This window comes from Glaciimonas sp. OK215, from assembly GCF_057787885.1.
Genome location: NZ_CM173544.1, coordinates 4,088,221 through 4,100,412 on the forward strand (window position 1 = coordinate 4,088,221; position 12,192 = coordinate 4,100,412).

Consider the following 12,192-nt stretch of genomic DNA (forward strand, 5'->3'; position numbering starts at 1 on the left):
TGGAGGTCGATCCGATGGGGTTATCTGAATTAAAGAGTGCTTAATTTGCGTTGCTCTTCGCGACTTTATTTTCAAAAAATTCCGGCAATGGATGCTTGAAGCTATCCAGATAACGCTGCCAGCCGGCGTCGGCAGTCACCCCGAGCATAGGCAAGCGCGGAGCGGCGACACGCCCATCGGCCTGGGCCTGCAATAAGGTGCGCGTCACGGCGCCAACGCGGGCGCTGGCTTGCTCCGCTACCGGCATCGGCTGCGCAGCGACGGGCGCCGCAGCCGGCAAGTCCTGCGTGGCGGCGAGCGCGGCTGGCACAGTCTGTGCCATGCCGTCGCCGGTCCGGGCGTCGCTCTGTGCATGCAACGCCGGTAACGCTAGCGCCGCCAGCAGAATGAATAACGCCGCATTGCGCGTCAGGGCCAGGTTGCAGCAAGGGAGTTGTTGCGCTTTCATTTGTTGCCTTTCTTGTTGGTATCGCCGACGGTTGAAGTGTAAATATCGTTGCTGCGCGCAAGCTGACAAATGCGCAGCCTTAGCTGCCGCTACCGAAGCGGTCCAGCATCGACTGGAATGGGTTGGCAGGTAACGGCACTGCGGGCAAGTCCCGGCGTTCCCCCGCTGCCGGCCGGGCCGCCTGGGCCGCATCAGTCGGACCCTGATGCCCGTTCGCCGGCGCCGCTCGTCGACTGTTGCTGATCTCGTCGGCCAGACGATATACCGTGGCGCGGCCATCTGGCGACAACTTGGCCTGCTCCATGACTGCACGCGCCCGGCCGCTGTCGCCGGATACCAGCAACAGCAACGCCAGGTTGGCGATGATCCGGCGATTGTCCGGCGCCAGTTCGGCGGCCTGCGCCAACGGTATCCGCGCAGCGCTGGTATCGCCGCTACGCAGCAGCGCATAGCCCAGATCGCTCAGCATGACCGGATTGGTCGGCTCGCGTTTTGCCGCGGCCTGCAGCGGCGCTACGGCGGCCCCGTAGTTGCCGCTCCCGGCGGCCAGCAAACCCAGGCCATGCCAGGCTGCTGCAGCTTCGGAAGATTTCAGCAAACTGCGATACGCCGCATCGGCGGCCGCTGCCTGCCGGGTTTCCCGGAATGCGTCGGCGCGCAGCCGCTGCAGCTCCGGTCCACTGCCATATTGCTGCTCGTAAGCATCGATATGCGCCAGCGAGGCAAAGTACAAACCTTGCGCCTGCATTTGTCTGATCAGGCCGAGATACATGCCTTTGCTGTCCGGCGCGGCCGGTTTGCTTTCCGCCTGCTGACGCAGTTGCGCCGCTTCGTTTTGCTGCGCGTACAGGCGCGCTGCAGAATCGCCGGCGCAACCGGACAAACACATTATCGAGACCAGAACAGGCAGCAGCAGATTGCGCAGGGAATCCACGAGATCAGTCCGCATGCAGGTCTTCATACATTCCCCGACATTTTGGACAAGGCCCGGATCACTGCCAGAAACCCGACCCCGCCCGTAATCACCAGCAAACCCGGCAGCAGCGTCAGCACCATCACGCCAGTCATCTTCACGGTCACTTTTCCGATCCGTTCTTTCATGTCCAGTTTGCGTTGCTCACGAATCCGGTCGCTAAACAGCCTGAGCGGCTCCTGCACGGCCCCGCCCTGATGTTCGACCTGGACGATCAGACGCGCCACCGATTGCAGATCTTCGTTGTCGAACACCGTTGCAAAGCGCCGCATCGATTGCTCGCGGCTGCGGCCGGCACGATACTGGCGCGCAGCAATGGCAATTTCTTCCCCCAGGATCTTCAGCACATTGCTGAACTCGGTTTCGATCACGTGCAGGCTCTGATCGACCGATAAGCCAACCCCTTGCAGCAAACGCAACAGGTCAATCAGCAATGGCAGTTCTTCCGCGGCCTGCCGCCGACGCTGGGCCGCGACCTGCCGCATCACCCATTTCGGCAACATGTAACCGAGCGCCAGACCGAAAAAAGCAATCAGCAAAATGCGCAGCCAGCTGCCATTCTCAAACAGCAGAAAACCCAGCAAGGGCAAGCCGAATGCCAACACTGCACGCGCCACGAAAAACAGTGCCTGACCACGCTTATCATTGACGCCGCATTGATCCAGCAGATGGCGATCCTCGTCCGCCACCAGTTGCCGGCCGAATGGCGTGTCGACCCAACCCGCACCCAGCGCCGCCAGACGATCCTGCCATCGGATCGGCTCCACTTCGGGTTGCAGCGCGGGGCGATCCTGCGCGGCGATCTTCTGGTCAACGGTGTGCAGATTCCGTTTGAGGCGCCATGCCAGTGCCAGCAATGCTGCGCCGATCAGCAACAGTGCCGCCGCCATCAGCAGCGTCGCCAGAATGATCAATCTGTGTTGTGTTGTGCTCAAGCTTCTCTCCGCTTATTCCATTCCCAATCAAACGTGCACTTTGTTGTCGGCACTTGCCTTTGATTTGGAAATGAAATGATTTGATCGCGCCATTTACATCGTTTTCGCTAACCGATATAACCCAAAGCCTCCAGTTATTTCCAACAGCACGGCGCCGACCAGCATTTTTCGGCCCATCGGGTCATGCCACATGCTCATGAACATGTTGTTATTGAATATCACTAAAAAAATGCCGATGCCCACCGGCATCAGTCCCATGATCCAGGCCGACAGGCGGATTTCCGCGGAGAGCGCCGACAACTCGTGCTGTGCGTGCTCCAGATCCCGCATGAAACCGGCCATGCGATCCAGCACCTGATCCGAACGGCCGCCAAAACGACCGGCGACGCCGATCACCGCCGCCACCAGATCCAGTTCCCGGAAGCGAAAAATCTGCGCCTCCCTGCGCAATGCATATTCCAGTTCCACCCCTGCCTGGACTTGCCGGTTGGCGCGGTCCAGGACCACGCGCAGCGGCCCATCGGCAGTCACAATCGCCGCCTGAAATGCGGAACCGATGCTATTGCCTATCGTCACCAGACGCACCATCGTGTCAAGAAATCCCGGTAACTGCCGCAGCATGGCGCGTTGCAATCTGGAGATCCTCAGCCAAAAATTGAAACTCACCAGCAGCCCATACAGCAACAGTGTTCCCAGCACCGACAACCAGCCGCCGAATGCTGCCGCCAGCGCAATCAATACCAGCCCCGGCACGCTCAATTTCACATACAGCTTGCTGGAAGGATGCGGAATTCCTGCGCGTAACAGGAAATGGCGCAATGCTTCCGTCTGCACATGCTGGCCCGACACGCCCGGCGCGCTGGCGACTGCTGCCGGAAGCCCCTGGCGGCCCTGGATCTGCTGATTGACAAAGGCGGCGCTGACGTCCTGGCGCGAACGCTGCCCGGCGCGTTGCCACAGCCACAGCGCGGCGCCTGCCAGCAGTAATGCGACGGCTATCAGCCAGAGTGCCGGATGCATGCTTAGCGCCTCCCCGGCAGGCCGCCGCCGGCACTGGAATTGCCATTGCTTTGCTGGCCCAGCTGACGTTGCCGCTGCAGCTTTGGCGCATGCGGAAAAATACCCAGCGACACCCAGCGATCGGCTTCATCCCCGTCTGGCGCGATGTAGCTTTCGTGACGATAGAGCTCTTGCAAGGTAATCATGTTGTCGCCCATCCCGGTCACCTCGGTAATCGAGAGTATCCGGCGCCGGCCGCTCGACAGGCGGCCGATCTGCACAATGAAATCGAGCGCGCCGGCAATCTGGCGCCGCAGGCTGTTTTCACTGCCTTGAAAGCCGGCAAAGCCGGCCAGCATTTCGATCCGATACAGACATTCGCGCGGCGAATTGGCGTGGATGGTGGCCATCGAACCGTCGTGGCCGGTATTCATCGCCTGCAGCATTTCCAGCACTTCGGCCCCGCGTACCTCGCCGACGATAATGCGATCCGGGCGCATCCGCAGGCTGTTCCGGATCAGGTCGCGGATGCTCACCGCGCCGCTGCCCTCAAAGCCGCCCAGACGCGACTCCATCCGCACCACGTGTGGATGGTTAAGCGCCAATTCGGCGGTATCCTCAACCGTCACCACGCGCTCGTTTTCGGGGATGAAAAATGCCAGCGCGTTAAGTAATGAGGTTTTGCCGGAACTGGTGCCGCCCGAGACCAGAATATTGCAGCGCGCTTTCACCGCATTTTCCAGCAGCGTATATATCTCCTCATTCATGCTGCCGAGCCTGAGCAACTCGCTCGGCGTCAGCGGGTCTTTGCGAAACTTGCGGATCGACACCATCGGGCCGTCCACCGCCAACGGTTCGATCACCACATTCAGACGGCCGCCGTCCGGCAAGCGGGCGTCGACCATCGGATTCGATTCATCCAGGCGGCGGCCCAGCGGCGCCAGGATGCGGCGCACTATGCGCAGCAGATGGGCGTTATCGGTAAAGCGCAGCGTATCGCGCTGCAATACACCATGGCGCGAGACAAACACATCGTTGTAGCCATTGATCAGGATATCCTCGACCGCGACATCGGCCAGCAGGTCTTCCAGCGGCCCCAATCCCGCCAATTCCTTGGTCAGCGCATCGGCCAGCTGCCGTACTTCGCTCTCGTTCAACGGAATCCGTTGCAAGCGCACAAAGCCATCCACATCCAGATTGACAAATTGCTGGATGGCGCTGCGCGACCAGCGCCCGAACTCGGCGCCCAGCTCCTCGATCCGCGTCAGCAAATGATCGTAGGCCGCCGTCTTGATGTCCTGAAATTCCTGCGTATTGGAGAAACTCTGGTCGTCATCCGCAAATTCAATCTGGTTGCTCACGTCTTTATCTCCGGTCTTTCAGTAACGGCCATCACATGGGTGTATGTCATCGCGTCGCTTCATCTAATTGCATTTGTCATGCCCGCTTATTTTCGCAGCAGCATTTTCGGTATCCAGCGCCCCATGCCCTGACGTTGCCCGCCTGCTGGAATTGGTTCGGTCAGGTCATCGACCAAGCCCTCGACCGCCCGCACATAGGCGTCATGCGGCGCCACCTCGTGCAGCAACTTGCCGCGATTGGCGCTGGACAGCAAAGCTGTCGCGCGTTTCGGCAATATTGCCAGCAACGGCAAGTTGAAACGTTCGGCAATCTGCGCGGCGTCCATTCCGTAACGTTCGTTAAAACGGTTAACCACCAGCCGCCTTTTACGCGCGTCAAGCTGGAGTTCATCCAACTCCTTCAAGCTGCCTGCCAGCGACACCAGCGCACCGACGCTTTGATCGGTGACCAGCCACACCTGGTCCGCGGCGCCGGCAAGATTGGCGACAAATTCCTGATTCGGGAAACCGCCCAGATCGGCGATCAGGACATCGAAATACAAGCGCAGCCGGTCCAGCAGCGCCAGCGCGCCGCGCTGCGACACAGTGCGCATTTCGCCCAGACTGGAAGGTAATGAAATCACCGTCACGCCGCCCGGACTGCGCGCCAGTGCGGTATGCACCAAGGTCTCATCAAAGCGATGCAGGTTGCGCACGGCGTCGGCAAAATCGAAATTGCCGCTGGTGCTCAGATACAGCTTGCCGTCGCCGGCCGGCAGCCCGAGATCGAGCAACGCCACACGGCTCCCGGCGGCAGCCGGATTGGCAGCATGCCCGGATTGGACGCGGCGCTGATACAGATCGGCCAGATGGGCCGCCAGCGTGCTGGTGCCAACCCCGGGACGCACCCCCAGCAAGGTCACCAGTCGCCCGCGCCTGACGGATGCAGGTGTGAGCACCTCCGCATTGCGCAATACCCGCTGCACCACTTCACGTGCGTCATCGGCACTGGCACTGATATCGATGAAATCGCTGACGCCGGCGCGCCACGCTGCGAGCGCGCCTTCGGGGTAACGCATGCTACCGATCGCCACCAGCGGCAAACCCGGTACCGCTTGTTGCAATGCCTGCGCCAATTCGATGGCCCGGGCGATGGCGCCGGCACTGCCCGCTGCGGCCCCCTGCAGCGCGGCATACCCGGAAAAATCCAATAGCGCGAGTAGCGGATCGCGTTCGACGACGCGGGCCAGGAGCAATGCCGGATCGCCCTGTTCCTGCCACAGCGCACCCCATTTTCCCAGCGCGCTGCCGAGCCATGCCGCTTGCTCGCTGTTCTCCGAGCACAATACAAAACGGCTCAATCCGGTCCGTTCATTCAAGGCTGTGTTGCGCGCATTCATGATGTGGCCCAAAAATATCCTGTGGAATCTCTGATTAAGTAGAGGAAGTTCTGAGTAAGCGTAGCCTCAGCTAAAGCTGACCTGGTTCAAGTTCAGGGGGAGAAGCGCAGTCGTACGAAAGTACGATGAGCATCGCAGCCCTGAAATTGAATCGCGCAGTAGCTTAATCAGAGCTTCCCTGTCATTACTTCGAAAACCCGGGGACTTCGTCTTTTCCTGCCGCCCCTAACAGATAACTGCCCCATGCGGTGCCGGCAGTATTGCGGCGCTCCTGCTCTTCACCGGGCAATGGCAAAGGAACGTTCCTGGCAAGCGCCTGGACCACATGCGGCGTAACGATAATCACCAGTTCCTTATCGTCCTGGCTGTAGTTCAGATTGCGAAAGAAGCTGCCGATGATGGGCAGGTCGCCGAGTAGCGGGACTTTATTAACATTCGATCTGGTGGTGCGTGATACCAGGCCACCGATGATGAAACTTTCACCATCGCCGAGTTCTACCGTCGTATCTGCGCGGCGCGTCGTAATCGCGGGAATCGATATGCCGGTGGTATTAATTGCATGGCTATAGTCGAGCTCGCTAGCCTCCGGCGCCACCTTCAAAGCGATTCGGTTCTGCGCCAAAATGGTCGGCGACACCGTCAATGCGATGCCGAACGGCTTATACGCGATCGTGATGTTATTGGCGCCGTTGTTGATGCTATTGGCGACAGGAATAGGCAGCTCGCCGCCCGCCAGAAAGCTGGCGCTCTGCCCGGAAAGCGCTATCAGCGAAGGCTCTGCCAGCACCCGGGCCAATCCATTGCCCTCAACCATGCGCAAGTTGCTGGCCAGGTTGAAACTGCCGCGGCTAAAATTTGTCAGCAGGGCAAAAGCATTGGACGCGGTCGATACATCGCCGTTAGAAGCCAGATTGGAGGCTGGATTAAAACTGAAATTGCCGCGGGTCACGCCAGCATTGAAATCGAAGCCAATTTGCTTCAAAACCGTTTTACTGAACTCAACAATTTTGACGTCAATCTGCACGACGCCGCCGGTATTGATCGTCGAAGTATCCAGTACGGTTCCCTTGCCCACTGCATCGGCCGCCGCCATCACGCTACCCGCGTGCGCCAACACCGACGGCGCCTGTCCGCTGATCACGGCGGCAGCACCGCGCACCTGCACATCGGCACCGCCCTGCCCTGCCAGTGCCGCTTGCAGATCGCCGGACACTTTCACCCGCCAGGTAGCCGGCGCAGCGCCTTTCGACCACGCCGTGACGGTGGTGCTGCCGGCTTTTTTCCCGACCAGAATGACGCTGCCATCCTTGCCGCCGGAACCGCGCACCATCAGCACATCGGCGACCTCCGGGTCGGCGACCGCGATGCGCTCCAGCGTGCCGGCAAGGTTCAGGCTGCGCTGCTCGCGCATACCCAGCGAGATGTCGGTAGTCGCCGCCATGGAGACGAGCGGCGCCATGATTGCGCTCAGTGCCAGCGGCAAAATTGTGTCGTATATTTTCATAAGATGCATCTATCCTGTGGTTGATCTGGGAGCTAGTGGATTGCCGGTCAAAAAGCCACTGACTCGTGCTGTACGCCGCGGATCACCTCGACCGTATTTCCGGCGCTGCCGCCGTGCGCGGACTGGACCGCTGGCCGGGATGCCGCGATCGGCCCCGCCGCCCGCGCCGATGCCGACTTCGCAGCGCCCGCCAGCCCGGTTAACTCGACGCCGGCAAAAGCCTGGTTGTCCGGCGCGTTAAGGGCTTCCGTCTGATCGCGTGTCAGACCGCTCTTGCCGCTGAGGACAACCGGTGCCGTCGGGAACAGTGCCACATCAGGCATTTTTTCATCGCTGGGATTACGTAGCGCCAACATCAATTTCCCGCTCTGGGTTGCCAGCAATAGCCGGTTAACGTCTGCCACCGGCGTCGCCAGCACCGCAGTGCGGGCCGCTTGCGCCACTGCCTGACCAGCCTGTGAAGAGGGAGTTTGCAGCGATGCCGTTGCGCCGGCGCTGCCTTCCGCAGGACTGCTGCCAATCACTGCAGCGCCATACGACAGCACGCGCAACCTCGATACCAGCAAACGCGACTGGCTCTTGTCGATATCCTGCCCCTGTTTCAGCGTAAAAAACACATCCACATAATCGCCGGGCTGGACCCGATTGCCGGCGCCGGCCACTTCGTCCACCGGGATCGCAACGGCACGTTCACCGTCTCCCAGCTTGAGCGCCAGGCCGCTGGCCAGAACGGTTTCGGTAATCGGGGTGCCGCTGCCGATGGCCGTCATCGGCACTTTTCCAACAATCGCATTGACTTGATGGTAGTCGCCTGCCGGATCGATCGGCAATGTCACCAGCCGCAGGTCATCGGCGGCGATGGCTTTGCCGGCATCGAGATTGTGCGCTGCCACGACGACCGGGTAAGCGGCGGGTGCGCTGGCGGCCGCGGAAGGTAACGCTACCGGCGCTGGCCTACTCCCCAGCCACCAGGCGACGAAAGCGAGTGAAAGCGCGGCAATGACCAGTATTGCTGCAACAATTTTTGTCAGGTTATTCATGGCATGTGCCCGGTGTCGGTTGAAACGGCGGAATCTCGTTGTGGCTAAAATCCGGATGAACTACAAGTACCAGCGTAGCCGGCTCAATCAATCTGTACCGTCGCCGAACTCCCTAATGTCGCCGGCACCGCAACGCTCATTAACGAGCCTAGTAAAAGCGGCACCAATGGCTGCGTGCCATAGGGATAGGTAACAGTCACCTTGATTGGATAAGCGGCACCCGCCGCAACGCATGCAACGGCGGGAACCGCGGGAGGAACGGAACAGGTCGGCGTGACCGCCGCGGTGCATGAAATATTCGCGCTGCCGAGCCAGCCCGCCGCTTGCGTGGCGACGGCGCAGGCGGTCGTGCCGCGCGCAGCGGGCGTGGCGGCATAACGCAATGCGGCGCGCGCGCCTTCTTCGGCAGCAAGGGTGAGCGATTGCTGGGCGACGAAAATGAGGCAGTAGGTAAGAATCCCATACAGCAGCACGAAAAATACCGGGAACACCAACGCAAATTCAATCGCCGCAACCCCGCGCTGTGTTTTGCCGGTTGCGATTTTGCTGATCCCCTTGCTGACTCCTGCACCGGCAATCGCATGGCCGCTATAGTTGCTATCCATCCCCACTCCCGATTTCGGCACATCGTTCAGCACTTCCGTGCGGACGATGCATGCAAAGTTTACACAAGCTGCATCCGTATTTACGTGGCGCGCATGATCACCAGCGCGGCCCCGCATGCCAGATAGGCAGCATAAGGAATCCCGGCCCGATTCCTGCGCTTTTCCAATATCCGCCGGTACAGTTGCCAGCGCGCCATCTGCATCGCAACAATCTGCAACGCCGGCACCATGCCCGCTCTCATTGCGCAAAACAGCACTGCATGAATACCCGCCAACAGCGAACCCAACAAAACAACCGGCAGCAATGTCGTATGCCCGAGTAACAAACCAAGCACCGCAAAAAACTTGACATCCCCGGCTCCCATGACCCGTAACGCATACAACGGCAAGAAATACACCAGTCCGGCAGCAAAGCCCTCTAGTCCTTTTAGCGGGCTGATGCCGCCGAACCCGACTCCCAACACCGCAAAACATCCAAATTGCAGCGCCATCGCCGTCAGCAGCAAGTTGTTTGGCACGCGGCGCGCCAAGACATCGTAAAGAAATATCGCGGCACACCAGACGACAAACAGCATCAGCAACCAGGGATTGATATCCGGCATTTTCCACTTCCATCAATGACTTATTGAAAACACCGTCCCTGCATGTCATGCAGGGACGCATCTTTTTTTTTACTAGACTTTAATTGCGGTGAGTTTTGTGCCAATCGCGTTAAAGATGGTGGACAAGTCCGTACCGATTATCTGCGTTCCTGCAATGATTGCGACCGCAATCAAGCCCGCGATCAGGCCATATTCAATCGCAGTCACGCCGTCTTCGCCGCGCAGAAATTTCATCAACTTTTCATTCATTTTGATCTCCCTAAAAAGGAACCTACCGAGTTAAAAAAAACACATCTTCTTTTCCAACAGCCCACCAGATTTCTTGACTAAATACTGCGTACGCCAGAGCATGATCGACTAGGTAATAATGGCGGTGAGTTTTGTGCCAATCGCGCTAAAGATGGTGGACATGTCGGCACCGATTATCTGCGTTCCTGCAATTATCGCGACCGCAATCAAGCCCGCGATCAGACCATATTCAATCGCAGTCACACCGTCTTCGTCGCGCAGAAATTTCATCAACTTTGCATTCATTTTGATCTCTCTAGAAAGGAACTTACCGAGCTTAAAATACACATCTTGTTTTCCAACAGCCAATCAATCCATCTGATACGAATACGCTGCATTGACGCGCGGCGACCTTGACTTTGCATTGAGCGGCTTGTCCGCCACCGGCTGCGCCAGCGACAGATCAAACGTGTAGTAATGGCGGTCGGAAAAACGCGTCCCCAGTGCGATCGAGCCCAAGGTATCGTGCGTCAGCGGTGCGGCACGCGAGTACACCCGGGAATGATCTACGAGGAAATAAGGCTGCACGGTTTTCAGATAGGTTGTATCGACCGCGAACAGGCGATTGATTTCAGCTTTGACTCCCCAGCCTTTGTCGCCAGCGACTTCACCGGCCGGATAGGCAAGGCCGAAAAGGGTTCCGCCGAAACCGATCTGCTCGGACGCAGGCAGGATATTGCTGCTGTGCTGGGCGCTGGCGGCAAACGCCACGCCAAAACCTCCCGGCAGCTGGTTCGATTGCGACAACTGCACGGTCGCCTTGGTAAAACCAAGGGCGACCGTGCTGTTCTCACGTGAAGCGCCGAGGCCGTTGATGCCTTTATACAGACCGGCACTGATTTGGCGGGTCTGTTGGAGCTTGTCCGCGCTTTGCCTGGCTGTAGTCCATGCGACTTCGGCGCTCAGAACCCGCACCTGCGAACTAAGCTGAACCGACATCGGCGTGGTTGGCACCGAGCGGTTAAAAGTCTGGCCGTTTTCGGCGGCATAGAGGCCGCCCGTCGCAGTCAGGTTGTGCGTATTATCCAGAATCAGCGGATAGCTGACGGCCGCGCCGATGCGCACAGTCTTGGTTTGATAGCGCGGTTGAAATTGCAGACTTTCCAGCGACTGACTTTGTGGTTCGGACCGATAGTCGGACCAGTTCAACTTGGCCAGCATGCCGTTGCTGCCGAGCGGCTGGACATAATTGATGGCATAAAATTTCTCATGCAATGGCCCGCCCGGCTGCAGGGTGCTGACCGTTACTTGCTCACCCAGCGGCGTCAGGCCATTGGCACTGGCGGTCAACAATCCACGAATTCCGGGCTGGCGGTAATCTGCGCCGATGCCCACAGTTACGGGTTGCCGCTTGACGGTCAACACCATATCGGCGCCACCGTCAATGGTGGTGGGTGGATGAACATTAGCGACAATCCGGACCCCGGGTTGCAAGCTGAGAATACCGGCCACCCGTTCAAATGTCGCCTGAGATAGCGGTCGGTCCTGCTGCAGTTGCTCGGCAATCGCTTTGAGACGCTGTTCGCCGTTACCCGAATTTCCCTCCACTTTTACCGTCTTGACATAACCCTCGACGACGGTCACCGCCACTACATTGTTCTCAAAACTCTGCGCGGGAATGAAGGCAAACGACAACGGATAACCGTGCTCCCGATACATCTGCGTAACCTTGTTGGCCGCTGCCAGCAATTCAGCAACGGTGGTGTCGCGCCTGGCCAACGGCGCAAATTGCGCCGCTACCTGCTCAAACGGCAATGCCTTGACACCGGCGATCTGAAAGTGCGACGGCACCAGATGACTGTTCAACAGTTTTTGCACCGCCGGGTCGGGTGCCTGCGGCTGGATGTTGATCGTCATCGGCGCACTCGGCGGCGCCTCAGGCTTGGGCAGCGCGTCGAGTGGGCTGCCTTGCACCGGACTGCGGCTGTCCGCGCTGGCCGGTAATGCGTACAGTGCCGCAAGGACACTCGCAGCACCAACTGTTATCGCTACCATGCGACGCATGACGCTTTGCTGCCGCCGATCACGCCGGATCCTCCTGGATAGCTGCATGCTGCC

General features: G+C 59.3%; 13 protein-coding genes. All 13 read right to left on the minus strand.

Annotation, left to right across the window (positions count from 1 at the left end; translation table 11 throughout):
- Positions 1-40: 40 nt before the first annotated feature.
- Positions 41-448: a DUF3613 domain-containing protein gene (locus AC3CHX_RS18830; RefSeq protein WP_488629552.1), complete on the minus strand. Its 408-nt coding sequence runs from the start codon at positions 446-448 to the stop codon at positions 41-43.
- Between the two features lie 79 nt (positions 449-527).
- Positions 528-1,397: a pilus assembly protein gene (locus AC3CHX_RS18835; RefSeq protein ID WP_488629553.1), complete on the minus strand. Its 870-nt coding sequence runs from the start codon at positions 1,395-1,397 to the stop codon at positions 528-530.
- Between the two features lie 8 nt (positions 1,398-1,405).
- Entirely contained in the window at positions 1,406-2,356 is a 951-nt protein-coding gene (locus AC3CHX_RS18840; RefSeq protein WP_488629554.1) for a type II secretion system F family protein, read from the minus strand.
- A 93-nt stretch (positions 2,357-2,449) separates the two neighbouring features.
- Positions 2,450-3,376, minus strand: coding sequence for a type II secretion system F family protein (locus tag AC3CHX_RS18845; protein WP_488629555.1), 927 nt, complete (start codon positions 3,374-3,376; stop codon positions 2,450-2,452).
- A gap of 2 nt (positions 3,377-3,378) precedes the next feature.
- A complete protein-coding gene (locus AC3CHX_RS18850; protein WP_488629556.1) occupies positions 3,379-4,716 on the minus strand; it encodes a TadA family conjugal transfer-associated ATPase in 1,338 nt (445 codons plus the stop codon).
- 86 nt (positions 4,717-4,802) lie between these two features.
- Positions 4,803-6,095, minus strand: coding sequence for a CpaE/TadZ family protein (locus tag AC3CHX_RS18855; protein WP_488629557.1), 1,293 nt, complete (start codon positions 6,093-6,095; stop codon positions 4,803-4,805).
- 184 nt (positions 6,096-6,279) lie between these two features.
- Positions 6,280-7,599: a type II and III secretion system protein family protein gene (locus AC3CHX_RS18860; RefSeq protein ID WP_488629558.1), complete on the minus strand. Its 1,320-nt coding sequence runs from the start codon at positions 7,597-7,599 to the stop codon at positions 6,280-6,282.
- Positions 7,600-7,646: 47 nt separating this feature from the next.
- Positions 7,647-8,639, minus strand: coding sequence for a Flp pilus assembly protein CpaB (gene cpaB, locus AC3CHX_RS18865; protein ID WP_488629559.1), 993 nt, complete (start codon positions 8,637-8,639; stop codon positions 7,647-7,649).
- Positions 8,640-8,722: 83 nt separating this feature from the next.
- The gene (locus AC3CHX_RS18870) at positions 8,723-9,244 is read right to left on the minus strand and encodes a TadE/TadG family type IV pilus assembly protein (RefSeq protein ID WP_488629560.1); all 522 of its coding nucleotides are present in this window, start codon (positions 9,242-9,244) and stop codon (positions 8,723-8,725) included.
- A gap of 80 nt (positions 9,245-9,324) precedes the next feature.
- Positions 9,325-9,846, minus strand: coding sequence for an A24 family peptidase (locus AC3CHX_RS18875; RefSeq protein WP_488629561.1), 522 nt, complete (start codon positions 9,844-9,846; stop codon positions 9,325-9,327).
- A 72-nt stretch (positions 9,847-9,918) separates the two neighbouring features.
- Positions 9,919-10,095, minus strand: coding sequence for a Flp family type IVb pilin (locus tag AC3CHX_RS18880; RefSeq protein ID WP_488629562.1), 177 nt, complete (start codon positions 10,093-10,095; stop codon positions 9,919-9,921).
- Positions 10,096-10,203: 108 nt separating this feature from the next.
- Positions 10,204-10,380 carry a Flp family type IVb pilin gene (locus AC3CHX_RS18885; protein ID WP_488629563.1) on the minus strand — a complete coding sequence of 59 codons (177 nt, stop codon included), beginning with the start codon at positions 10,378-10,380 and terminating at the stop codon, positions 10,204-10,206.
- 63 nt (positions 10,381-10,443) lie between these two features.
- The gene (locus AC3CHX_RS18890; RefSeq protein WP_488644865.1) at positions 10,444-12,129 is read right to left on the minus strand and encodes a ShlB/FhaC/HecB family hemolysin secretion/activation protein; all 1,686 of its coding nucleotides are present in this window, start codon (positions 12,127-12,129) and stop codon (positions 10,444-10,446) included.
- Between the last annotated feature and the right edge of the window lie 63 nt (positions 12,130-12,192).

Excerpts from the sequence above, each read along its gene's own strand:
- AC3CHX_RS18845 (WP_488629555.1), bottom strand. The coding sequence starts at position 3,376 with ATGCATCCGGCACTCTGGCTGATAGCCGTCGCATTACTGCTGGCAGGC.
- AC3CHX_RS18885 (WP_488629563.1), bottom strand. The coding sequence starts at position 10,380 with ATGAATGCAAAGTTGATGAAATTTCTGCGCGACGAAGACGGTGTGACT.
- AC3CHX_RS18890 (WP_488644865.1), bottom strand. The coding sequence starts at position 12,129 with ATGGTAGCGATAACAGTTGGTGCTGCGAGTGTCCTTGCGGCACTGTAC.
- cpaB (WP_488629559.1), bottom strand. The coding sequence starts at position 8,639 with ATGAATAACCTGACAAAAATTGTTGCAGCAATACTGGTCATTGCCGCG.
- AC3CHX_RS18835 (WP_488629553.1), bottom strand. The coding sequence starts at position 1,397 with ATGCGGACTGATCTCGTGGATTCCCTGCGCAATCTGCTGCTGCCTGTT.
- AC3CHX_RS18875 (WP_488629561.1), bottom strand. The coding sequence starts at position 9,846 with ATGCCGGATATCAATCCCTGGTTGCTGATGCTGTTTGTCGTCTGGTGT.
- AC3CHX_RS18870 (WP_488629560.1), bottom strand. The coding sequence starts at position 9,244 with ATGGATAGCAACTATAGCGGCCATGCGATTGCCGGTGCAGGAGTCAGC.
- AC3CHX_RS18855 (WP_488629557.1), bottom strand. The coding sequence starts at position 6,095 with ATGAATGCGCGCAACACAGCCTTGAATGAACGGACCGGATTGAGCCGT.
- AC3CHX_RS18830 (WP_488629552.1), bottom strand. The coding sequence starts at position 448 with ATGAAAGCGCAACAACTCCCTTGCTGCAACCTGGCCCTGACGCGCAAT.
- AC3CHX_RS18860 (WP_488629558.1), bottom strand. The coding sequence starts at position 7,599 with ATGAAAATATACGACACAATTTTGCCGCTGGCACTGAGCGCAATCATG.
- AC3CHX_RS18880 (WP_488629562.1), bottom strand. The coding sequence starts at position 10,095 with ATGAATGAAAAGTTGATGAAATTTCTGCGCGGCGAAGACGGCGTGACT.